The following is a 23,227-nucleotide window of genomic DNA, read 5'->3' as shown; positions in this document are numbered from 1 at the left end:
TGTTTTCTGTCACGGCATGATTGCCGAGATCGTACCCATTGTGCGGGGCCAATGAAGATCGTTTCACACAGAACGCCGAAAGCCCGGGTGAGAGGTCTCCCTCCCACCCCGGCCCCGACCGGGAAACCGGTGGTTAAGCGGTCACCTCACGATGGACATCGGCGCCCAAAGCCGCCAGACGCGATGCGAACTGGGAGTGACCGCGGTCGACCAGGTAGCCCGGTGCCACGATGGTCTCGCCTTCGGCCACCAGGCCCGCGAGCACCAGCGCGGCGCCGGTCCGCAGGTCGTGCGCCACCACGTCGGTGCCGCGCAGCGCGGTCTCGGCGGTGCCGTGCACGATCGCCCGGGTGCCGTCGACCTCGATCTTGGCGCCCATCTTGTTCAGCTCGTCGGCCAGGGCGAAGCGGCCGTCGTAGATGGCCTCGTGGAGGTAGCTCTCACCCGCGGCCAGGGTCGCCAGCGCCATCAGCGGCGACTGGAGGTCGGTGGCGAAGCCCGGGTAGGGCGAGGTGACGGCGTTGATCGGGCGCAGCGGGGAGTCGGGGTCGCGGCGTACGTGCAGGACGGCGCCCTGCTGGGCGAACTCCACGCCCATCTGCTCCAGTTTCCAGCGCGCGACGCCCAGGTGCTCCAGGTGCGCCCCGACGAGGCTGACCTCGCCGCCGGTGGCGGCGGCCATCATCGCGAACACGCCGGCGTCGATCCGGTCGCTCATGATGGTGTGCTCGACCGCCGTGAGCTCCTTGACGCCCTCGACCGTGATGAAGCCCGTGCCGCCGCCGGAGATCCTGGCGCCCATGCGGGTGAGGAACTCGATCACGTCGAGGACCTCGGGCTCCAGGGCCGCGTGCTCGATGACGGTGGTGCCCGGGGCCAGCACCGCGGCCATGATCAGGTTCTCGGTGCCGGTGTGCGACGGGGTGTCGAGGTAGAGGTGGCCGCCCTTGAGGTTGCCGGCCTTGACGCTGATGTGGTTGCGCTCTTCGTCCTCGGTCACCTCGGCGCCGAGGCGGGCGAACCCGCGGTAGTGGAAGTCGAGCTTGCGGCTGCCGAGGTTGCAGCCGCCGACACCCTCGATCCGCGCCTGGCCCATGCGGTGCATGAGGGCGGGCACGAACAGCACCGAACCGCGGAAGCGGGCGGCGATGTCGGCCGGCAGAACGGCGCGCGCGGGGTCGTTGATCTGGGAGGCGTCGATCACGACGGTGCGTTCGGTCTCGTGGAACTCGACCTTCGCGCCGATGTGCTCGGCCAGCTCCAGAGCGCGGTGGACGTCCTCGATGATCGGGACGTTCCGCAGCACCGTGCGTCCCTTGGCCGCGAGCAGGGCGGCGCCGATCATCGGCAGGACGGCGTTCTTCGCACCCTGGATGAACGCCGTCCCGTTGAGGGGACGGCCGCCACGGACGCGGTAACGAACCTCCTGGCCCATGCTCATGTGCTCCTTCGTGAGGCGGATGTAAGGGTCGTGCTCGACAAATCGGTCAGACCGGTCTGCATGTGTTCGGACGCGCACACCGCGTCCAGCGTTCCGCCGGACCGGGGATCGGCCCGATACCGCGTCCGCGGTCGGCGTCACCCTCTTGGCACTACACGTCGTGTGCCCGCTGATGCCATTGTCATGCGGCCGACGGGGGAGGCGATCACGCTCAGATGCCACGCTTGACCGACTGATGGGGGTTTGTGTGAACGTCCTTTGTGATTCAGCGAAGGCGGGACCGACCGGCAAAGGACGAATACAACTGTATGTCCTACAGGTTGCGCTCGGGCCCATCGTGGCGGGGATCACCGGGGACCTCCGGCCCCGGAGCCGGGCTGGTGCGGCACGGCGGGCGCTAGGCGGTGGTGAGGCGCGTGTAGACCTCGTCGTAGCGCGACCGGGTGCGCTCCACGACCGCCTCGGGCAGGGGCGGGGGAGGGGTGTCGGCCGCGCGGTCCCAGCCCGACTCCGGCGAGATGAGCCAGTCGCGGATGATCTGCTTGTCGAAGGAGGGCTGCGGCCGCCCCGGGTTCCACTCCTCGGCCGGCCAGAACCGCGAGGAGTCGGGGGTGAAGACCTCGTCGGCGAGGACGAGCCCGCCGTCGGCACCGCGGCCGAACTCGAACTTGGTGTCGGCGAGCAGGATCCCCCCGGCCTCGGCGAGGGCGCGGCCCCGCTCGTAGAGCTCCAGCGTGCGGTCGCGCAGCTCCGCGGCGAGCGCGTCGCCGTGCTCGGCCGCCACCGTCTCGTAGGAGATGTTCTCGTCGTGCTCGCCGACCCGCGCCTTGGCCGCGGGGGTGAAGATCGGCCGGTCGAGCCGGGAGCCGTCGACCAGCCCGGCGGGCAGCGGGATGCCGCACACGGCACCGGAGTCGCGGTACTCGGCCAGTCCCGATCCGGTGAGGAAGCCGCGCGCCACGCACTCGACCGGAACCATGTCCAGGTTGCGGCAGATGAGGGTGCGCCCGGCCCAGTCGGCGGGTGCGCCGGGCGGCGGGGTGTCGGAGACGACGTGCGCGGGCACCAGGTCGGCCAGGCGCTCGAACCACCACAGGGACAGCCGGGTGAGCAGCCTCCCCTTGCCGGGGATCTCGGTGGGCAGCACCCAGTCGAAGGCCGAGACCCGGTCGCTGGCCACCATCACGAGGTCGCCCGACGCCGTGGCGTAGAGGTCGCGGACCTTCCCGGTGTGCAGGTGGGTTAGGCCCGGGACGTCAGCGGGCACGGGCGTGTCGACGAAGCCGCTCATGGACTCTTCTTTCGCGAATCGGGCGGAGGCGGTGCGGACCGCCCCTCTCTGCGGGCCGCAGGGCGCTTCAGTACGGCCGGTAGGGGCCCGGGGGCGGTGGGCCCTGGGGCGGCCCGCCCGGCCCTCCATAGGGCGCCCGCTGCTGCCCGGGCGGGCCGTAGGGGTGCTGCGGCCCGGCGGGCGGATACCCGCCCTGCTGCGGCGCGGGCGGCGGGGGCGGCGGGGGAGCCGGACGGCCGTGGGGGGCGGGCGGCGGCCCGCCGATCTCGGCGCGCGCATCGGCGGGGAGCGGGAAGTGCGAGCGGACGTTGGTGTTGACGGTGCTCATGGCGAGCGCGCCGACGAACTGGTTGCCCAGCCAGCACACGACGTTGCCGGTGCCCAGGTCGACCAGGACCGGGCGCAGCGTGGTCCCCCACCCGACCTGGGTCTGCTGCCCGGCGAACGCCTGGGCCTCCGGGTCGGAGCCGCCGGCGACGACGGCGGCGATGGTGCTCGCGGCGCTCACCCAGCCGACCCCGCCGCCCGCCATGCGCTTGGCGTAGGCGTCGGCGTGCCGGCAGAAGTCGCGCACCATCGCGCCGTGGGCGAAGTCGGCCTGGATGACCACGATGTAGATGTTCATCGGCGTCAGGGCGACGTTCTCCGAGCGGACACCGACCAGCGCGGTGCCCGGCCCGACCTGCTGGTCCTCCAGAACCCGCGCCCGGGTGGAGTGGAGGCGCCTGCGCACCACGTCGGTGTACTGGTCGGTTCTCACGGAAGGACTCCCTTCGCCGGTGTCAGCCGAGCTTCTCCAGGCGGGTGAACACCCGGTCGAGCCGCTGCACGAACCGCTCCGGGCGGCAGACCTCGTCGAGCCGGGCCTCGTCCAGCCCGACCCCCCGCTCCGCGGCCTCGTCGCGCAGCGTCTCGCGGAACGGCGTGCCGGTCTCCCAGGTGCGCATGGCCGCGGTCTGCACGAGAGCATAGACGTCCTCGCGGGAGGCCCCGGTTTCGATGAGTTCCGACACCACGGTGGAGGAGTAGATGAGGCCGTGGGTGGAGTCGAGGTTGGCGCGCATCCGCTCGGTGTCGACCACCAGGCCGGTCACCAGCCGGGTGGTGAGGTCGAGCAGGTAGTCGGTCGCGATGGCGGCGTCGGGCAGCGAGATCCGCTCGGTGGAGGAGTGCGAGATGTCGCGCTCGTGCCACAGCGGGATGCCCTCCATCACCGGCACGATCTGCGCCCGCACGTTGCGCGCCATGCCGCAGATGCGCTCGGACATGATCGGGTTCTTCTTGTGGGGCATGGCGCTGGAGCCCTTCTGCCCCTTGCCGAACGGCTCCCACAGCTCGCGGACCTCGGTGCGCTGCCCGTGCCGCACCTCAAGGGCGATGGCCTCGCAGACGGTCGCGATGATCGCCAGGGACGACACCCACTCCGAGATGCCGTCGCGCAGCACCACCTGGGTGGAGACGTCGGCGGCCTTCAGCCCGAGCGCGTCGGCGACGTGCGCCTCGATCGCGGGGTCGATGTTGGAGTAGGTGCCCACGGGGCCCGAGATCGCCATCACGCCGACGGCCTCGCGCGCCCGGCGCAGCCGGTCGCGGGAGCGGGCCATGCCGAACGCGAAGTCGGCGACGCGGTGGCCCCACACGTCGGGCTCGCCGTGGATGCCGTGCGTGCGGCCCACCCGCAGCGTGTCGCGGTGGCGCAGCGCGTGGTCGCGCAGCTCGGCGACCAGCGTGTCGGTCTTGGCGAGCAGGATGTCGGTGGCCTCGACGAGCTGCGCCGCCAGAGCGGTGTCGAGCAGGTCGGAGGAGGTCATGCCGAGGTGGACCCAGGCGGCGGCCTCACGGGGCTCGGTGTTGTCGGCCCAGGCGGTCAGGAACGCGATGACGTCGTGCTGGGTCACCGCCTCGATCTCGGCCACCCGCTCCGGGGTGGGCGGCGGTGCCGTGCGCACCGGCTCCACGGCGTCGGCGGGGACGGTGCCCGCGTCCGCGTGGGCCTCCAGGACCAGGGTCTCGACCTGGCACCAGAGCTCGTATTTGTGGGCGTCGCTGAAGACGCGGCCCATGTCCGGGAGGGTGTAGCGCTCGATCACCCCCCCATTTTCGCAGGTGCCGGGGGTCCGTCCGCACCCGGAGGGGGCGGGAGGCCGAATCGGTGCGCGCTCGCGGCCGGCGGGGTCGGGCGCAGGGGGAATCGGCGCCCGTGCCGTTCGGAGGGGCGACCAGGCCCAAAGCCTTCGACCGGCCGATCGTCGTCAGCCGATCGCCGCGATCCGCCCCTCGACGCGTTCGCGTGTCCACACCGCCCGCGGGTCGTCGTATCCGGCCAGGAGCCGCAGCGCCTCGGCCCAATGGCGACGGGCTTCATCGGGGCGGTCGGGCACCAGCGCCTCAGCCAGCCCATCGAGAGTGACGGCTTCGTTCCAGGGGTCCCCGAGTTCCCGGTGGACGGCGGCGGCACGCCGGTGGAAATCGGCGGCCTCGTCGTGGCGGCCCATGCGCCGGTAGGTCTCGCCCGCTCCGTGCCAGGCGTGTGCTTCGCGGCTGCGGGAGCCCTGGCGGCGATGGAGCGTCGCGGAGCGCTGGTAGGAGGTCAGGGCGTCACCGAAGTGTCCGAGCGCCTGCTGAGCGTCGCCGAGGCCAAGGAGGAAGTAGCCCTCCTCCACGTGGTCGCGGAGTTCCAAAGCGATCTCGACCGCCTCGGCCGCCGAGCGCAACGCGTCGCCCTGTTCCCCAAGAGCAAGTTGCACCGCGCCGAGGATGTGTAGTGCGTTGGCCACGGATTGCGGGTCGTCCAGCCGCCGATGCGCGGCAAGGCTCTGGCGGACCTCCTCGTGGGCCTCGTTGAGTTTTCCCTGCCCATGATGGACTTCGGCGAGGTTGGACTGGGATATCGCGAGCCAATAGGACTCCTCGAGCTCACCGAAGACGGCGACGGCCTGCGCGAGGTGGGCTTCGGCATCGTCGAGCCGCCGCTGTCGCAGTTGGGTCAGGCCCAGAGCGTTATGTGAAATCGCTTCGCCCCGGCGGTCTCCCGACTCACGCCGGATCGCCAACGCCGCCGACTGACTTTCCAGGCTTTCGGTCAAACGGTGGAAGTGGGTGTGCGCGTACCCGAGGTTGTCCAGCAATGCTGCTTCCGCGGCCCGATCGCCGAGCCGACGAGCGGCCATGATGCCGATCTCTCCCATGACCGGCCAGTCGTTGACCATGGTGGACGGCACCTGGGCGTTCCACAGCACGGCGGGCAACTGCCACGCGTGACGATCGAACCCGCCTTGCTCAGCGGCACGGACGGCAGGGAGAAAGTTGACGTGTTCACGCTCGGACCAGTCGACCGCTTGGTCGTAGTCGGCGAACGTCAACGGTGTGACGCCTTCACCGGGTGGGTCGGGCCGCACCAGTTCCTCTGCGGGGCCGATGTGGCTCTGTGCGGCGTCGGCGGTATGCAGGTACCAATCGAGGAGGCGACGCAACGCCTCCTTCTGCTCCTCGACTGCCTCGTCATGCCGGGCTTGGCCGGCGGCGTAGGCGCGGAGAAGGTCGTGGAACTCGAACCGATCGGGAGCGGTCTGCTCCACCAGATGAGCCCCGGTCAGGACGTCGAGCAGGTGGCGCGCGCGGCGGACCGTGAGATCGGCGAGGGTCGCCGCCGCCGGGATGCCGAATTCGGGGCCCGGGTGGAGGCCGAGGAGCCTGAACAGGCGGGCCGCGTCCGGGGGCAGGGCCCGGTAGGACCAGGAGAAAACCGAGCGCACCGCACCGGCCTCCTCCTCGTCGCCTATGTCGAGGGCGTCCCAGAGGGCGGATTCATCGCGCAGATCGCCGATGAGCTCGTCCAGCCCCATCAGCGGGTGGGTGGCGGCGCGTTCGGCAGCGATGCGCAGGGCCAGCGGCAGGCGGGCGCACAGCCGGGCGAGTTCGGCGAGTTTGGCGTCGTCGTCGTCGGGGCGGAAACCCGCTGTCACCGCGCGCAGCAGGGCCACTGCCTCAGGCTCGGGCAGGGTCCCGAGGGTGATGCGGTGTGCGCTGTCGTGGACGGCCAGGCCGGACAACCGTCCTCGGCTGGTGACGACGACGAGGCAGCGGGAGTTGCCGGGCAGCAGCGGTCGCACCTGAGCGACCGAGCCGGCGTTGTCGAGCAGGACCAGCATGCGCCGGTCGGCGAGGAGGGAACGGAACAGCGCCGCGGCGTCGTCGGTGTCGGCCGGGACCCTTTCCGGGGCGACACCGAGGGCGGCTAGGAATCGGCGCAGGGCATCGTGCGCGGTGACCGGTTCGCCCGGGTCGTAGCCGCGCAGATTGATGTAGAGCTGGCCGTCGGGGAAACGGTCGTCCACCTCGTGGGCCCAGCGAAGGGCCAGGGACGTCTTTCCCGATCCGGCGGTGCCGGCGATGACGCATACGCTGATGACGCGGTGGTCGCCGTCGTCGCCGGTGAGAATGGCGTTGAGCTCACTCAGTTCCGCTGTGCGATTGACGAAGGTGCGGATGTCACCAGGGAGCTGCCGAGGCCGTGGCCCGTCGCCGGAGCGACCGGGGTCGCCGTGGAAGTGAACCCCTCCGCTGACACTGCCGGCCTGCACGATGTCACGTGCCGACCCGGACATATCCGAATGCGGTCCGCTGGGGCGATCGTCATCGGGGCCTTTCACCGGTGGCGATCGCCTTGTTCAGACCACCGCCGCTCGCGGGGGAGGCAGCTGGAACACATAATCGTCAGTGTAGGACACCGCCCCCTCCTTCAGTCGACCGCGGCCCGCGGGGGAGGCAAGTGGGACACATACCGATCGGTGTAGGAGATCACGTCCTCCCCGCCCTTGTAGAGCTTTTCGATGAACGCCTCCCAGCGCTGTACGATCTCGGGATCGGTGAACCGGACCGCCCCGTCGAGAAGTGCGGATTCGGAATAGACGACCTCATAGAGGGTCTGCCCGCCGAGGACGACCACCTCGGGAAGCAACCGTTCGTTCTCCAAAGGGCGGATCACGTCGTCCCGGATGACCCGGGTCGGGCGGCCGCACTCGGCCTGCAACCGGAGGCCGTGCAGCTCCCATTGAAGGTACGGCGTAAGCGGTTCCGTGACGACGCGCACACGGTAGAAAGGGTTGCCGCGGGATTTCTCCGCGTCTATGACCTCCGACAGCCCGTCGCGCATCTCTTCCATGAGGCGGAGGGATTCGTCCCAGTCGCCTCGGTCGAAGGCATCCCAGCTTTCGTTGTCGAGTTCGCGAAAGTGCTGAAGGCGCTCGAACTTCCAGGATGCGCGGCCCGTGACCGCGCTGTCGCGCCGATCGAAGTCGACGTCGTAGTCGTCGAGTGGGAGACGTTCACCGATCGAGTGATCGAGTTCGAGAGCGCGGGGATCATTCATCGGCGATATCGGGCTTCGCCGCGATGAGCATGTTTCCGGGGATGACGACCAGGCGCTCATCGGGCGCGAGTGCGACGCCGCCCGGGAGGCGGGATGCATATGCTGAGGTGAGATCGCGTCCGATCACGGCGACATCGCCGTTGGTCAGCTTCCAGATGTCGGGGCATCCCTTGGTCCCGAAGGAGTTTCCGCTCTCCTCGGCCGACTTGCCCAGCCGCTGGACGAATTCCGCCGACGGATCGGCTTCCCATGGGCGTGCCATGCGTGCCTCCACCTATATGCCGGACCGCATCTTTCTCGAAGCATAGAAGCATTTACCGTGCGTAGCAATGTCCCGCGTCGCGATATTGAATGCAGTTCCGAAATGAGGGTTTCGGATCGTCCAAAATAAAAGATCGATCGAAGTGATCTCCACACCGCATATCGCGGTTGCGGGGCACTTTATAACGCCGAAGGCGGCGGTGCCGGACATCGGCTCCGCCGCCCCCTTGCGGGCCGTACGGCCCGTACCGCGGGTCAGCCCGCGTCCGTCTGCTCCTTGGCGGCCTTCTCGGCGATGTCCGTGCGGTGGAACGAGCCCCGGAGTTCGATCCTGCCCGCCGCCTCGTAGGCGCGCTTGCGCGCCTGGGCCAGGGTGTCGCCCGTGCCGACGACGTTCAGCACGCGGCCGCCGCTGGAGACGATGTCGCGCGCCCCGCTCCACGCCGTGCCCGCTTGGAGGACGTAGGCGCCGTCGACCGCGCCCGCCCGGTCCAGCCCCGTGATGAGGTCGCCCTTGAGGGGATCGCCGGGGTAGTTCGCGGCGGCCACGACCACCGTGACGGCCGCCCCCGGGCGCCAGTCGAGGGAGTCGATGCCGCCGAGCCCCCCGGTGTCGGCGGCCTGGAGCAGCGACCCGATGGGCGTGGCCAGGCGGTCCAGGACCACCTGCGCCTCGGGGTCGCCGAAGCGCGCGTTGAACTCGACCACGCGCGGCCCTTTGGCGGTCAGGGCCAGACCGACGTACAGCAGCCCCTGGTAGTGCATGTCGCGCCGCGCCATCTCGGCGATCGTGGGCCGCACGACCGACGCCATGACGTCGTCGACCAGGCCGGGCGGCGCCCACGGCAGCGGGGTGTAGGCGCCCATGCCCCCGGTGTTGGGGCCCTCGTCGCCGTCGAAGGCGCGCTTGAAGTCCTGCGCCGGAAGCAGCGGCACCGCGTGCGAGCCGTCGCTGAGCACGAACAGCGACACCTCGGGTCCGTCGAGGTACTCCTCGATCACCACCCGCCCGCACTCGCGCGCGTGCAGCTCCGCCGCCGCGCGGTCGGTCGTGACGACGACACCCTTGCCCGCCGCCAGGCCGTCGTTCTTCACGACATAGGGCGGGCCGAACAGGTCCAGGGCCTCGCCGACCTGCGCGGGCGACCGGCACACCCGGGCGCGCGCGGTGGGCACCCCGGCGGCCTCCATGACCTCCTTGGCGAACGCCTTGGAGCCCTCCAGGCGCGCGGCGTCGCGGTCGGGCCCGAACACCGGGATGCCGCGCTCGCGCAGCGCGTCGGCGACGCCGGCGACCAGCGGCGCCTCGGGCCCGATGACCACCAGCTCGGCGCGGATGCGCGCCGTGAGCTCGGTGACGGCGAGGCCGTCGAGCACGTTGATGACGTGGTTGTCGGCGAGCTCCGACGTGCCCGGGTTCCCGGGAGCACAGTGGAGGTCGGTCACCCCGGGGTCGAGGGACAGGGCGCGGACAAGGGCGTGCTCGCGGCCACCGCCGCCGAGGACAAGGGCTTTCACTTCGGGGACCCTTTGTGTGTTGTGGGGAGGTCGGGAGAGGAGGCCGGGAGGCCGGTCACACCAGCGAGCGGAGTTCCAGGGTCTGGTCGCGCCCCGGGCCGACGCCGATGGCGGAAATGGGCGCCCCGGCCATCTCCTCCAGGGTACGCACGTAGGTCTGTGCGTTCTTGGGGAGTTCGTCGAAGGACCGCGCGTGCGAGATGTCCTCGTTCCAGCCGTCGAGGTACTCGTAGACCGGCACCGCGTGGTGGAAGTCGGTCTGGGTCATGGGGATCTCGTCGTGGCGCGTGCCGCCGGCGTCGTAGCCCACGCAGACGGGGATGCGGTCGAGCCCCGAGAGGACGTCGAGCTTGGTCAGGAAGAAGTCGGTGATCCCGTTGACCCGGGTGGCGTAGCGGGCGATGGGGGCGTCGAACCAGCCGCAGCGGCGGTTGCGCCCGGTGGTCACGCCGTACTCGCCGCCCTGGCGGCGCAGCCACTCGCCCTGCTCGTCGTGCAGCTCCGTGGGGAAGGGGCCCGACCCCACGCGCGTGGTGTAGGCCTTGAGGATCCCGACGACCTTGGTGATGCGGGTGGGCCCGATGCCCGCTCCCGCGCACGCCCCGCCGGACGTGGGCGAGGAGGAGGTGACGAACGGGTAGGTGCCGTGGTCGATGTCCAGGAGGGTGCCCTGCGAGCCCTCCAGGTAGACGGTCTTGCCGTCGTCGAGGGCCTTGTTCAGGATCAGCGAGGTGTCGGCGACGAAGGGGCGCAGCTGCTCGGCGTAGCCCAGGTACTCCTCGTAGATCTGCTCCAGCTCCAGTCCGCGCCGGTTGTAGACCTTGGTGAGGATCTGGTTCTTGTCGTGCAGCGCCAGCTCGATCTTCTGGCGCAGGATCTTGGGGTCGAACATGTCCTGCACGCGGACGCCCGCCCGGGAGATCTTGTCGGCGTAGGTGGGGCCGATGCCGCGCCCGGTGGTGCCGATGCGGCCCTTGCCGAGGAAGCGCTCGCTGACCTTGTCGAGTGCCCGGTGGTAGGGCATGATCAGGTGCGCGTTGGCCGAGATCAGCAGGTTCCCGGTGTCGACGCCGCGCTCGTTCAGGCCGCGCAGCTCCTCGAACAGCACCCCCGGGTCGATGACCACGCCGTTGGCGATGACCGGCACGACGTCCGGCGAGAGGATGCCGGAGGGCAGCAGGTGCAGCGCGTACTTCTGGTCGCCGATGACCACGGTGTGGCCGGCGTTGTTGCCGCCCTGGTACCGCACCACGTAGTCCACGCGGTTGCCGACAAGGTCGGTGGCCTTGCCCTTGCCCTCGTCGCCCCACTGGGCCCCAACGAGCGTGATCGCCGGCATCCGCGTCTACCTCTTCATCCGTGCTCGGTACCGTGGCCGTCCCGCGCGGTTCGCCCCGCACATGGAACAAGCCCCTGGCGCAAGACAGCGACAGGGGCCCTTGCGTATTGAGCGTACACGACGGCCACTTGCGGGTTAAGGGAGGAATGCCCGGTGGGCGGCGCGGTCCCGGAGCGTCCGGCCGGGGCCGCCGGACGGACGCTCCGGGAGGCTCGGGGCCGCCCTCAGCCCTGGAGCTGGTCGGCGGCGGTGGCGCTGCTGTCGCGCAGGAACGTCGAGCAGCGCTCGGCCTCGTCGGTCTCGCCGATCGCGCCGGCGGCCGTGGCCAGCATGTGCAGCGCGCGCAGGAACCCCCTGTTGGGCTCGTGCTCCCAGGGGACGGGGCCGTGGCCCTTCCAGCCGGCGCGGCGGAGCTGGTCGAGCCCGCGGTGGTACCCGGTGCGGGCGTAGGCGTAGGTGGCGACCGGGTCGCCGGCGGCGAAGGCGCGCTCGGCGAGGCCGGCCCACGCGGCGGAGGAGGCGGGGAAGCGCGCCGCCACCTCGGCGGGGTCGGTGCCGGCGGCGAGGGCCTCGTGCGCCTCGGGCAGGTCGGGCAGGCGGGTCGCGGGCGGCTCGCCCAGCAGGTTCTGGTGCAGGTCCATGACCCCATCCTGCCAGCGCGCCCGCAGGCGGGGGAATGCCGGTGGAATGCGTGCCCGGCCACCCGCGTCCGCCCAAGGAGGTTGGCGGCCGGGCACGCGGAGGCCCCCGGTCCGGCTGAACCGGGGGCCGGCCTGTGAGCGGGCCTACTTCATCTTCTGGCCCGCGGACTTCAGGTGCTGGGCGGCCTGGACCACGCGCGCGGCCATGCCGGCCTCGCCGGCCTTGCCGTAGGAGCGCGGGTCGTACGCCTTCTTGTCGCCGACCTCGCCGTCGATCTTGAGCACGCCGTCGTAGTTCTTCATGACGTGGTCCACGATCGGACGGGTGTAGGCGTACTGGGTGTCGGTGTCGATGTTCATCTTCACGACGCCGTACTCGATCGCCTCGTGGATCTCCTCCAGGGTCGAGCCGGAGCCGCCGTGGAACACGAAGTCGAACGGGCTGCTCTTACCGTACTGCGCGCTGACGGCGTCCTGTGCGTCCTTGAGGACCGAGGGGCGCAGCTTCACGTGGCCCGGCTTGTAGACGCCGTGCACGTTGCCGAAGGTCAGCGCGGTCATGTAGTAGCCCTTGTCGCCGAGGCCGAGGACCTCGGCGGTGCGCAGCGCGTCGCCCGGGGTGGTGTAGAGCTTCTCGTTGATCTCGCCGACGACGCCGTCCTCCTCGCCGCCGACCACGCCGACCTCGATCTCCAGGATCGTGCGGGCCGCGGTCGAGGACGCGAGCAGCTCCTCGGCGATCTGGAGGTTCTCCTCCAGCTCCACGGCGGAGCCGTCCCACATGTGCGACTGGAACAGCGGCTGCCGGCCCTTGGCGACGCGCTCCTTGGAGATCTCCAGGAGGGGGCGCACGAAGCCGTCGAGCTTGTTCTTGGGGCAGTGGTCGGTGTGCAGGGCGATGTTGACCGGGTACTTGTCGGCGACGATGCGCGCGTACTCGGCGAACGCGACGGAGCCGGTGACCATGTCCTTGACCGTCGCGCCCGACAGGAACTCCGCACCGCCGGTCGAGACCTGGACGATGCCGTCGCTCTCGGCCTCCGCGAAACCGCGCAGGGCGGCGTGGAGGGTCTGGCTGGAGGTCACGTTGATGGCGGGGTAGGCGAAGCCCTGCGACTTCGCGCGGCCCAGCATCTCGGTGTAGACCTCTGGGGTGGCGATGGGCATGGTGATGTTCTCCCTGGATTGGCCTGGAGTCGGTGACCGAGGTCGTCCCGCCGGTCCCCACGGGACGTGTCCCTCACTGGATACCCTCTCGGGTCGTGGGACCAAGTATCGCGAAGTCCGGAGCGCGACGAAAGGTCTAGACCAAACTGCGGCATCGGCCCCTTGTGTCCGATCCGCCTGTTCCGCGCCGGCGCCGGGTCGATCGGGCGGTGGTTTCGAGCCGCATGGGTGGATTGGGTTGAATGTCCAAGAGGTCCTGATCGTTGTGTCACGGGTGATTCGGATGGAATCTCCGATCTCAGTCGCGAACGCCGTCGATTAGCCTGAAGGACCGTGAAATTCCGGTTGATTCGTGTCTGTGACCGCTTCAACATCGATTGTCGCGGGTGATACGCGCTACATTCAGCTCCGTGGGACGACATCGCAATGATCCGCGAGGCGTTGGCCAGGTTCTGGCCATCGTCGGTGCGGTCGTGCTGCTCATCACCCTCGTGGCACTGGGCGGGTACTTCCTGTACCGCTCACTCCCGGGGAACAGCGCCGCCGCGGTGCCAAGTGATGTGGGCACGTCCGCCGATGCCCAGTCCGAATCCACTGAGATGGAGACCCTCTACATCAAGGTCATCGGCGACTCCAGCGACGTGCTCGTGCGCGTCCCCGGCGGGGACGTCGTCACCGACACCACCATGAGCCAAGGCCAGTTCGTGAGCTTCGACCACCCGCAGTTGGACGTCACCATAGGGGATCCGGACGCCGTCGAGGTCTACGTCAACGGCGAGTACCAGGACGTCACCGGCAAGGCCGCGGGCTACAGCTTCTCCGCGAACGCCCCGCAGCAGCCCTGACCGGCGCCGGCGCGCCGGCACCGGCCCGCGGCGCGGCCCCGACGGGCCGTGCCGTCCCGGCCCGTGCCCGCCGGCAGGAGCCGTGCGGCTCGCCGTAGGTGTCGTCCGGTCACGCTCGCCTCCTCGCTCGCTCCACCGGCTCCGCGAGGGGGCCTTCGGCCCGGGGCGGGGCCGCCTGCGCTCGCTGGTGGGCTCGCCGTGGTGGTGTTTCCTGGTCACGCTCGCCTTCTCGCTCGCTCCACCGGCTCCGCGGGGGGCCTTCGGCCCGGGGCGGGGCCGCTTGCGCTCGCTGGTGGGCTCGCCGTGGTGGTGTTTCCTGGTCACGCTCGCCTTCTCGCTCGCTCCACCGGCTCCGCGGGGGGCCTTCGGCCCGGGGCGGGGCCGCTTGCGCTCGCTGGTGGGCTCGCCGTGGTGGTGTTTCCTGGTCACGCTCGCCTTCTCGCTCGCTCCACCGGCTCCGCGGGGGGCCTTCGGCCCGGGGCGGGGCCGCCTCCGCTCGCTCGTCGGCTCGCCGTGACTCAGACCGCCAGGTCCGACAGTTCGAACGCCGCGCGGTAGTCGAAGCCCGCGTCCTCGACCGCGGCGCGCGCACCCCGGTCCACGATGACCGCCACCCCGACGACCTCGGCGCCCGCCTCGCGCAGCGCCTCGACCGCGGTCAGCACCGAACCGCCGGTGGTCGAGGTGTCCTCGACAGCCAGCACCCGCCGCCCCGCGACATCGGGACCCTCGATCCGCCGCTGGAGCCCGTGCGCCTTGCCCGCCTTGCGCACCACGAACGCGTCGAGCCGCCGCCCGTGCGCCCCCGCCGCGTGCAGCATCGCGGCCGCCACGGGGTCGGCGCCCAGGGTCAGGCCGCCCACCGCGTCGTAGTCCAGGCCGGCGGTGGCGTCGAGCATCACCCGCCCGATCAGCGGGGCGCTCTCGCCGTCCAGGGTGACCCGGCGCAGGTCCACGTAGTAGTCGGCCTCCCGGCCCGATGACAGGGTGACCTTGCCGTGCACCACGGCTTTATCGTTGATGTGTCGAAGGAGATCCTCGCGGTCGCTCATGGACCCTGAGCCTAGAACGTGCGGATCACCACCCTGAGCAGCGGAAGGGCGGATATGGCAGACCCCGGCGGCCCCGCGGCGGGCGTCCGCGTCGAGACCACCACCGACGGCCGGGCCGCGGCCGAGGCCATCGCCCGCGCGGTGGTCGACCGCCGCCTCGCCGCGTGTGCCCAGGTCGGCGGCCCCATCACGAGCTTCTACCGGTGGCAGGGCGAGGTCCAGGCCGACGAGGAGTGGACCGTCGTCATGAAGACCGCCGCGGACCGCCTCCCCGACCTCATCGCGCACGTCCGCGACCTGCACTCCTACGATGTGCCGGAGATCATCGCCGTGCCCGTCGTGGGCGGCGACCCCGAATACCTCGCCTGGCTGGCCGACGAGACCCGGCCCGCCGGGTGAGCACCGCCGTCGTCCTGCTGCACAGCCCGCTGTTCACGGCCGCCCAGTGGGGCGGCCTCCCCGGCGACCTGCGGGCGCTCGGCGCGCACGTCACCGTCCCCGAGATCACCGATGACGACCGGCCGCCCTACGCCGCCCGCTACATCGCCCGCGCCAGCCTGGAGATCGCCGAGCACGCGCCCGGCGGTCCGCTGCTGCTCGTGGCGGCCGGCGCGGCCGGGCCCCTCCTGCCCGGGATCGGAGCGGCCCGGCGGGCCGCCCACCGCCCGCCGGCGGGCTACGTGCTGATCGACGCGCTGCTCCCCCAGCCCGGCGCCGCCACCCGCGAAGCCCTGCACGCCGCCCAGGCCGCCCCCCATGCGCCGTCCGCCCCGGCGGACGCCGCCGTGCCCGCCCCCGGCCACCCGGCCGGCGCCGCGGCGACCGCTCCGCGCCCGCGGCCCGCGGGCTTCTACACGGAGCAGCTGCCGTCGGTGGCCGACTGGCCCGACGCCCCGTGCGGCTACCTGTACGCCGGCGTGTACGGATCCGACGGCGGGCCGGCGGCCGGGCGCGATCGGTGCTGCTCCGCTCCGGAGCCCTCCCCCGGGTGGCCGGCGGAGCGCGGCGGCGAGGTCGGCGCCGGCGGCGCACCCTACGGACCTGGGGGCGAGCGGGGCGCCCGGCTGGCCGCGCTGCGCGGCTGGCCGGTGGAGCACGCGCCCGGCGCCACCGGTGCCGACCTGGCCCGCGCCCTGCTCGGCCTCGCCTCCCGGATGTAGCCCGCCGGCCGCTTTCCGCGGCCGGAGCCCGCTGCCGCCCACCACGTGATCCGTTGGCGTGGTGAGGCGCGCCCGCCTCCCCTTGCGGACGCGCCTCGGGAGCCGCCGCTCGGCGGCGCTCCCCGGATCGCGAGCCGGTGCCGGCGGCCGCCCGTCCTACGGGCCAGAAGGCCGCCGGCGCACCGCTGCGCGATCCCGTCGCCGGAGTCCGGGGCAGGACTCCGGCGGTGCCGGCCCGCGCGCGCTCGCCCCCTCTGCGAGTCGCGCCGGACCGGCCGGCCGCCGGCACCGGGCCCCGCCCCCTCGACGGGGCCACGCGGTGCCGGCGGCGTTCGGGGGGACCGGGCCCGATCACCCGTCCACGGGACGCCCCACGTCGCTCAGGAAGGCCAGCGCGGCGCGGTGGGAGCCGGGCAGGAGCGCGCTCCACAGCTCCGCGGCGTGCTCGCGGGCCAGGCTGGTGCGCAGCCGCCGCAGGCGCCCGTCGAGGCCGGTCGCGACCGGCGCCAGCACCGCCACCCTGCTGCGGGTGAGCCGCGCGATCGTCTCCCCGCGGTGGAAGAACCGGCGCAGTTCGTGGCCGAGCACGATCATCCGCGCCGTGCGCCGCCAAGGGTCGAGCCGCCGGTCCAGGGCGACCAGGACCAGCCGGTGGGTCGCCGACGGCGGCAGCGCCGGCCCCGCCGCCTGGTACAGCTCGCCCAACCGGGCCCGCAGGTAGGCGGCGGTGGACAGGCCCGTCAGCGGGTCCTGGCAGTCGTCGCGCGCGTGCTGGGCCTCGACCCAGCCCTCGGCGAGGGCCTTCACCAGCGGCATGGGCGGCGAGGGCCAGTGGAGCACATCGGAGAGCGCGGCGAAGTCGTCCAGCGCCGCTCCGATGCCCACCCCTGAGCGCGCCCGCGACCGGCCGAAGCGCGCGCACATCGGCGACATGTCCGCACCCGAGACGGCCGCCGCGCACACGGCGTCGATGGCGGGGGCCCACCAGTCGTCCGGGGGATCCCAGCCGGTGGCGCGGCTCCGGCGGCACCACGCCTCGCGCAGCCGGCGGCCGGCCCATGCTCCGTTCAGCAGCTCCGCACCGCCCGCCTCATATCCGCCCATCGCCTCGCTCCCTCCGTTGCCGAGCCCGCGCCCCTGCGAAGCGGGCACGTTTCCGGCGCCGTCACCCATTCACGGACTTCGGTGGCGGCTATGACACGAGTGCGAGATATTTTTTTTCGGGATGTTCCCGGAGTGAGACAGGGACCGGCCGGACGGCCGCGCCCACCAGGGCCGGGACACCGCCGAGGGCCTCGCCGACAGTCGGCGGGGTGCGCAGCGAGGGGACGGGAGCCGGTATCAGCGGGGGAGGACAGGGGATGAGTGATCTCCAGAACGAGCACATAGAGCTACTGATCGGTGACGACGAGCTGCTGAGCGCGGTCCGGGCCGGGGAGACCGGGGCGTTCGCCACCCTCTACGAGCGGCACGACGCCGCGGCGCGCGGACTCGCCCGCCAGCTGGTGCGCGGCGACAGCGAGGTCGACGACGTCGTCGCCGAGGCGTTCACCCGCGTCCTGAGCGTCGTCATGCGCGGCGGCGGCCCCCGCGACGGGTTCCGCCCCTACCTGCTGACCGCACTCCGGCACGTGGCCTATGACCGCGCCCGCGGCGAGAAGCGCCAGGTCGCCACCGACGACATGGAGCGCTTCGACTCCGGGGAACCCTACGTCGATCCCGCTCTCGAGGGCCTGGAGCGGTCGCTGATCGCCCAGGCGTTCCTCTCCCTGCCCGAGCGCTGGCAGGCGGTCCTGTGGCACACCGAGATCGAGGGCGTGCGCCCCGCCGACGTCGCGCCGCTGCTGGGCATGAGCGCCAACGGCGTGGCCGCGCTCGCCTATCGCGCACGCGAGGGCCTGCGCCAGGCCTACCTCCAGATGCACCTGTCGGGGGGCGCCCCCGAGGGCTGCCGCCCGGCCCTGCGGCTGCTGGGCGCCTTCGTGCGCGGTGGCCTGGCCAAGCGCGACACCGCGGTCGTCGACACCCACCTCGACGGGTGCTCCGACTGCCGCGAGGTCTGCGCCGAGCTCATGGACGTCAACGTCGGCCTGCGCGGGATCATCCTGCCGCTGGTCGCCGGCCCCGCTGCCGCCGCCTACCTCGCCGGCCTGCCCTCGGGGGCGCTGGCGGGCGGCTGGTGGGGGCGCATGTCCAAGGGCCGGCAGCAGGCCACAGCGGCGGGTACGGCCGCCGCCGTGGTCGCCGCGGCGGTCGCGCTGGCGCTCGTCAGCGAGGAGGAGGCGCTGCGGCCGCCGCTCGGCGACCCGCCCCCGGCCGCCGCTCCGCCGCAGGACCCCGTGCCGCCCGGCGGCCCGGGCGCCGCGCAGCCGCCACCCGGCGAGCAGGACCCGGCCCGGCCGCCGTTCGTCCCGGCACCCGACGGGCCGGCGGTCATCCCGCCGCCCCAGGACCCCGACGACCCGGCGGCGCCGGTGGTCCCCGGCGTCCCCGCCTTCGCGGCGCACATCGACCCCGTGGGGGCGCTCGTGCCGGGGCGGCCCGGCATCGTCGTCCTCACCGTCGAGAACCGCGGCGACTCCGCCCCGGGCGACGTCGTCGCCGACATCACCCTGCCGAACGGCGTCCACCTCGACCAGGCCGGACAGGCCGGGAACGCGGCGCCCGCCCGGCCGGCCGGCGGCGGCTGGAGCTGCGCGGCCACCGGCGGCGGCGGAGAATGCGTCCGCACCGGGATGGACGCCGGGACGAACGTCACCGAGTACCTCGACGTCACCGTCGCCTCCCGCGCCGCAGCGGGCGACCCGCCCAGCGTGCGGGTCACGTCCGGCGACACCGCGGCGTCGGCGTCGGGCAGCCGCGGGGTCGATCCCGACGGCACCCCGGCGCGTTACGCCACCGCCGGGCCCGTGCGCGTCGAGACCGCGGGCAACGCCCTGCTGACGTGCGTCGACCCCGGCCACCCCGACCCCCGCCCGGAGTGGCCCTGGTGGCCCGCGCACGGGGCGCACGGCGCCGCGCCGTCCGTCCCCGATGCGGCCCCCGTGTCCGCCGCGCCGCGGCCTGCGGCGGCCGGTGCCGCCCACGACCCGCGGGCCCCCGCCGCGGCGGCCGCCCTGCCGGACGTCCCGTCGCCGTCCCCCGGCGGGGAGGGCGCACCGCCCTCGCCCCCCACTCCTCCCGCCCCGCCCACTCCGCCCGCGCCCTCTGTGCCGCCGGTCCCGGAGGAGCCGTCCGCCCCGGCCGAGCCCGAGCAGGAGACCGGGGCCCCCTCGGCGCCCGCACCCGCCCCCTCCGACGAACCGGACCCACCGGGCGACGGCGGCGGGTGCGCCGAGGCGCAGCAGCGCGCGGGCGACCACCGCGACAACGACTTCTGGGATATGCGGCCCATCGACCTCGACGACGACCCCGGCACCGCCATGTCGAGCTCGGCGGTGTGGAACCTGCCCGAGGGCGGCGGTGTGCGCTGGGCGGGCCTCTACTTCTCCGGGGCCGGCGATCCCGGCGCGGCCTCGGCGCTGCTGCGGGGCCCGGGGGCGGCGGGCTACACCGAGGTTGCCGCCGATGAGGTCGGCACCGTCGACCTGCCCGGGTACCCCGCGTACCAGGCGTTCGCCGACGTCACCGACCTCGTCCGGGCCCACGGCGGCGGCGAGTGGTGGGCCGCCGACATCCCCGCCGAGACCGGGGTCGGCACCTACGCCGGCTGGAGCCTCGTGGCGGTCGTTGAGGACGCCGGCGCGTCCTACAGCCAGGCGATGGTGCTCGACACCACCGCGAGCGTCTTCCACGACCGGCGCGGCCTGCGGCTGCCGCTGGCCGGGCTGCTCCCGGCATCGGTGCCCGCCACGGTCGACGCGGTCGCCTGGGAGGGCGACGCCGATCTGAGCGGCGACCGGGTGGAGCTGAACGGTGCGCCCCTCACTCCCGAGGGCGGCGACCGCGACCCCGACAACGCCTTCGCGGGGTCGGCCCGCGGAGCGGTGGGGCCCCCGATGGCGTTCGGCACCGATGTGGTCCGCTTCGCGGCCGTGCTGCCGCGCGACCCCGAACTGCGGCTCACATCGCGGGGTGACGCGTATCTCGCCGGAGTGGTCGCGGTGACCGCCCCGATGCGGACCTGACATTGTGGCGACCATCCGCCGGGACGTCCCGGCGGATGGTCCCGGGACCATCCGTCCGGCCAGGCCGGACGGGCCGGACCGGGCCGCGGCCGGGCCCGCGGAAACGGAATGGGGCGCCGACGGTGTCCGACTGGGGGGCGAATACCCCCAGCGGAACGGGTTTCGGTCCTCTGACCGGCGGCAATTCGTAGTCGTCTCCCGACCCTGCGTATCGGGAGCGGCACGCAAACCGCCACAGACTTGGCTAGGCTGTGGCGCGGCCTGTCTATATGGCCGAGTGCCGATCGCTGGAAAGTCCCGGTGCGAAACCCCCGGCCGGGCCACCTGGAAAATGGGAAGGGGCGGTGTCGCGTGGATCGCTGCGCGCTGTTCGTAGACGCCGGCTACCTCCTCGCCGACGGCGCGATGGCAGTGCACGGAACCCGCAATCGCGATTCCGTGTCATGGGATTACGCGGGACTCCTACAGCTCCTCAACGAAGTCGCACGCGACCGCACGGGGCTCCCGTTGCTGCGGTGCTACTGGTACGAGGCGACGGCCGACGGCCGCCGCACGCAGGAGCAGGACGGCATAGCCGACATCCCCGGCATCAAATTCCGAGCCGCGCGTATCCGTCCGGGCAGACGGGAGGGCGTCGAGAGCTACGTCCAACGGGACCTCACCACGCTCGCGGGCACCGGAGTGCTCTGCGAGGCCGTCCTCGTCAGCGGTGACGAGGACATGGCCCAGGTCGTGGCCGACGTACAGGACCTCGGGGTCCGCGTTACCGTCGTGCACATCTCGGTCGAGGGCAACTGGACCATCTCGCGTTCGCTGCGCCGCGAATGCGACGACCTCATCGAGATCGGGGCGGGTCACCTGCGCCCCTACGTCAACCTCCTCTCCGGGGCCGGCGGCTCGTCCGACGACACCGGAGAGACCACCACCCCGCTCGGCAACGGCCGGGCGCGCACGGGTCCCGATGTCCCCCGGCAGCCGGTGACCGCCCACCCCGCGTCCCCGCGGGTGGAGCCCGCCGGGCCGTCGTCGGGCGGGCTGGAGGCCATGTTCGCCGGGACCGGCGCCCAGCCGGCCATGACCGGCAGCGCCATGGACCAGCTCCGCGCCATGCGGCAGACCCTGGCCCAGCAGCGCGGGGGCGACCACCTGGCGCCGCAGGGCGCGGGCGGGGTCGACACCCCGCGTTCCGGCAACAGCGGACCCATCGACGTCAACGGGTTCCCGGCGGTCGGCCCCGCGCCGCCACCGGCGCCCGCCACCGGCGCGCACCCGAGCATGGCGGGCAACCCGCCCAACGGCGCCAACGCGGGCTACGCCCCGCCCGGCGCGGGCCCGGACCCGAGCATGATGGGCCAGCAGGGGGGCTACGGCGGGCCGCCACCGCAACAGCAGGCGCGGCCGCCACAGCCACCGCCGCCGCACCAGCAGCCGGCGCTGCCGGCCGCCGGATCGCACCGCGACCCGATGATGGGCGGCAACCAGTACGAGCGCGAGGCGCCACCCGCCCGGAGCGCTCCACCTCCGGCACCCGAACCCCGCTACGGCGGCAACACGGGAGGCAACCCCGGGTTCGGAGGTAACACCGGCCCAAACCCTATTTTTGGGGTCAGTACGGGAACTGAGTCCCGCTTCGGCGGCCCCGCCGAAGCACCCGCGGACTCAAGACCCGATACTGGCCCCCGCCCCGAACAACGGGTCCAGCACGGGCCCTACACCAACCCCTCCCGCACCGTCGGGTACGTCCCTCCCGGATCGTCGGGCGCGCGCACGATCGAGGACGCCGTGAATGTCGCGCGCCAGGAAGGGAACGACTTCGCGGAGTCCATCGCTCGCGATGCTCCGGCCCTGTGGCTGGAGGCGGTGCTCGTGCGCCGGCCCCGCATGCCCTCCGACCTGGAGGCGCGCCTGCTCCAGGGGTCGGCGCTGCCGATCGACTTCCTGCTGCGCGACGAAGTCCGCGACGCGCTGCGGCAGGGCTTCTGGAACGCGCTCGAACGCGCGCGGAGCTGATGACCGGGTGTGGCGGAGCGATGAGGACCTAGGGAGGGTGCCGGTGACCCGCGTGACGACGGCCGATCTCGACCGGCTGGAATTCCGGGCGGTGCAGTCCGGTGACCATGTCGAGGTCGCCGCGGAACTCCTCAGCCTGGCCAACCGGGTCGACTCCGACAGCGAGATCTCGCGCGCCGAGCTGTTCGTGCGCGCCGGCGAGCAGTGGGAGATGGCCCAGGAGTTCGAGCGCGCGTCGGCCGCCTACCAGCGGGCGATCGACGACGGCGGCGTGACCATCATCGACGCCCGCGCCCTCCAGGCGGGCGCGCTGTTCGAGCTCGACCTCGTCGACACCGCCTACGCCCAGCTGGAGCGGTTGCGCTCGGAAGGCCCGCGCAACCTGCCCACCTACATTCACATCGCCGAGACCCTCCAGGCGCACGACGACCTCAAGGGCGCCCACGCGTGGGCCACCCTGGGGGTCGAGCGGTTCCGCCACCAGGACGTCTCGCCGTATGTGCACGACCTCCTCATGGAACTGCTGCGCACCCGCTACCGGATCCGCGTCGACCTCGGTCTCGAGGAGGACGCCCTGGACCGCCTGATCGACGGCTGACCGCCGGCCGTGCCGACCGCCGCGCCCCGGTAACGGGGTGGCGGAGGACGGATCGCCGCCGCGCCCGCACACCGGTCGAGCGGGTACCCGCGCGCACCCGTTAGCACGGAACGGGTCGTCCTGTCATCCGCTGAGCAGCGTGACACGCGCTCATCTTGCGGTGTTCGCCGTTGGCTGCCCCTAGATGTAGTATCGCTCGCGCTGGTGGTTCACCGGGGCGCCTCCCCGGTGAGGCAAGAGGGAACCCGGTGCGAATCCGGGACTGCCCCGCAGCGGTGAGCGGGAACGACCGCCGTCAACGAGCACTGGGCGCACGGCGCCCGGGAAGCGACGGCCAGTAGGACCGGGCCGGATCCGGCCCCGGCGCCCGCGAGTCCGAAGACCTGCCACCGGTGTGCGCGCACGT

At 72.6% G+C, this 23,227-nt stretch carries 19 protein-coding genes and 1 riboswitch; of the genes, 6 read left to right on the top strand and 13 right to left on the bottom strand.

Going from position 1 to position 23,227, the window contains the following annotated elements:
* Positions 1–133: 133 nt before the first annotated feature.
* From murA to fbaA, 11 genes are all read right to left on the bottom strand, one after another.
* Positions 134–1,441 carry a UDP-N-acetylglucosamine 1-carboxyvinyltransferase gene (murA, locus tag ACFO4E_RS17700; RefSeq protein ID WP_378576205.1) on the bottom strand — a complete coding sequence of 436 codons (1,308 nt, stop codon included), beginning with the start codon at positions 1,439–1,441 and terminating at the stop codon, positions 134–136.
* A gap of 397 nt (positions 1,442–1,838) precedes the next feature.
* Positions 1,839–2,732: a phosphoribosylaminoimidazolesuccinocarboxamide synthase gene (locus tag ACFO4E_RS17695; RefSeq protein WP_378576204.1), complete on the bottom strand. Its 894-nt coding sequence runs from the start codon at positions 2,730–2,732 to the stop codon at positions 1,839–1,841.
* Positions 2,733–2,799: 67 nt separating this feature from the next.
* Positions 2,800–3,492: a hypothetical protein gene (locus tag ACFO4E_RS17690; RefSeq protein WP_378576202.1), complete on the bottom strand. Its 693-nt coding sequence runs from the start codon at positions 3,490–3,492 to the stop codon at positions 2,800–2,802.
* A gap of 22 nt (positions 3,493–3,514) precedes the next feature.
* Positions 3,515–4,822, bottom strand: coding sequence for an adenylosuccinate lyase (gene purB, locus ACFO4E_RS17685; protein ID WP_378576200.1), 1,308 nt, complete (start codon positions 4,820–4,822; stop codon positions 3,515–3,517).
* Positions 4,823–4,984: 162 nt separating this feature from the next.
* Complete coding sequence (locus ACFO4E_RS17680) at positions 4,985–7,384, bottom strand: ATP-binding protein (RefSeq protein ID WP_378576198.1); 2,400 nt, start codon at positions 7,382–7,384, stop codon at positions 4,985–4,987.
* 89 nt (positions 7,385–7,473) lie between these two features.
* A complete protein-coding gene (locus tag ACFO4E_RS17675; RefSeq protein WP_378576196.1) occupies positions 7,474–8,103 on the bottom strand; it encodes a DUF6879 family protein in 630 nt (209 codons plus the stop codon).
* Positions 8,096–8,365, bottom strand: coding sequence for a hypothetical protein (locus ACFO4E_RS17670; RefSeq protein WP_378576195.1), 270 nt, complete (start codon positions 8,363–8,365; stop codon positions 8,096–8,098). Before ACFO4E_RS17670 ends, ACFO4E_RS17675 begins: the two co-directional genes overlap by 8 nt.
* Before the next feature lie 254 nt (positions 8,366–8,619).
* On the bottom strand, positions 8,620–9,882 hold the full coding sequence (gene purD, locus ACFO4E_RS17665) for a phosphoribosylamine--glycine ligase (RefSeq protein WP_378576193.1): 1,263 nt from the start codon (positions 9,880–9,882) through the stop codon (positions 8,620–8,622).
* Positions 9,883–9,937: 55 nt separating this feature from the next.
* On the bottom strand, positions 9,938–11,221 hold the full coding sequence (locus ACFO4E_RS17660; RefSeq protein ID WP_378576191.1) for an adenylosuccinate synthase: 1,284 nt from the start codon (positions 11,219–11,221) through the stop codon (positions 9,938–9,940).
* Positions 11,222–11,445: 224 nt separating this feature from the next.
* Positions 11,446–11,862 carry a DUF3151 domain-containing protein gene (locus tag ACFO4E_RS17655; protein WP_378576189.1) on the bottom strand — a complete coding sequence of 139 codons (417 nt, stop codon included), beginning with the start codon at positions 11,860–11,862 and terminating at the stop codon, positions 11,446–11,448.
* A gap of 144 nt (positions 11,863–12,006) precedes the next feature.
* Positions 12,007–13,029, bottom strand: a complete 1,023-nt coding sequence (gene fbaA, locus ACFO4E_RS17650) for a class II fructose-bisphosphate aldolase (RefSeq protein WP_378576187.1) — start codon at positions 13,027–13,029, stop codon at positions 12,007–12,009.
* A gap of 452 nt (positions 13,030–13,481) precedes the next feature.
* On the opposite strand from fbaA, the gene ACFO4E_RS17645 reads away from it, so the two are divergent.
* A complete protein-coding gene (locus ACFO4E_RS17645) occupies positions 13,482–13,874 on the top strand; it encodes a RodZ domain-containing protein (protein ID WP_378576308.1) in 393 nt (130 codons plus the stop codon).
* 518 nt (positions 13,875–14,392) lie between these two features.
* Here the strand turns inward: ACFO4E_RS17645 and pyrE are convergent.
* Positions 14,393–14,926 (bottom strand): orotate phosphoribosyltransferase, encoded by a 534-nt coding sequence (gene pyrE, locus ACFO4E_RS17640; protein WP_378576186.1) that lies wholly within the window; start codon positions 14,924–14,926, stop codon positions 14,393–14,395.
* Positions 14,927–14,980: 54 nt separating this feature from the next.
* Here pyrE and cutA point away from each other — a divergent pair, with 54 nt between their 5' ends.
* Positions 14,981–15,325 (top strand): divalent-cation tolerance protein CutA, encoded by a 345-nt coding sequence (gene cutA, locus ACFO4E_RS17635; protein ID WP_378576184.1) that lies wholly within the window; start codon positions 14,981–14,983, stop codon positions 15,323–15,325.
* Positions 15,322–16,086: a hypothetical protein gene (locus tag ACFO4E_RS17630; protein ID WP_378576182.1), complete on the top strand. Its 765-nt coding sequence runs from the start codon at positions 15,322–15,324 to the stop codon at positions 16,084–16,086. Before cutA ends, ACFO4E_RS17630 begins: the two co-directional genes overlap by 4 nt.
* Positions 16,087–16,437: 351 nt before the next feature.
* Here ACFO4E_RS17630 and ACFO4E_RS17625 read toward each other — a convergent pair whose 3' ends face one another.
* The gene (locus ACFO4E_RS17625) at positions 16,438–17,190 is read right to left on the bottom strand and encodes a hypothetical protein (protein ID WP_378576180.1); all 753 of its coding nucleotides are present in this window, start codon (positions 17,188–17,190) and stop codon (positions 16,438–16,440) included.
* A 257-nt stretch (positions 17,191–17,447) separates the two neighbouring features.
* Here ACFO4E_RS17625 and ACFO4E_RS17620 point away from each other — a divergent pair, with 257 nt between their 5' ends.
* The 3 genes from ACFO4E_RS17620 to ACFO4E_RS17610 all read left to right on the top strand — a co-directional run bounded on the left by ACFO4E_RS17620 (position 17,448) and on the right by ACFO4E_RS17610 (position 22,821).
* Positions 17,448–20,213, top strand: a complete 2,766-nt coding sequence (locus ACFO4E_RS17620) for a sigma-70 family RNA polymerase sigma factor (RefSeq protein WP_378576178.1) — start codon at positions 17,448–17,450, stop codon at positions 20,211–20,213.
* Positions 20,214–20,564: 351 nt separating this feature from the next.
* Positions 20,565–22,223, top strand: a complete 1,659-nt coding sequence (locus ACFO4E_RS17615; protein ID WP_378576176.1) for an NYN domain-containing protein — start codon at positions 20,565–20,567, stop codon at positions 22,221–22,223.
* A 43-nt stretch (positions 22,224–22,266) separates the two neighbouring features.
* Positions 22,267–22,821, top strand: coding sequence for a hypothetical protein (locus ACFO4E_RS17610; RefSeq protein WP_378576174.1), 555 nt, complete (start codon positions 22,267–22,269; stop codon positions 22,819–22,821).
* Between the two features lie 188 nt (positions 22,822–23,009).
* Positions 23,010–23,226: riboswitch (cobalamin riboswitch) on the top strand.
* The last annotated feature ends 1 nt before the right edge of the window (position 23,227 follow it).

Source organism: Nocardiopsis mangrovi, from assembly GCF_042653925.1.
Lineage (GTDB): Bacteria > Actinomycetota > Actinomycetes > Streptosporangiales > Streptosporangiaceae > Nocardiopsis_B > Nocardiopsis_B mangrovi.
Note: the sequence above shows the minus strand (reverse complement) of the source record. Positions and strands in the feature narration are given on the sequence as shown.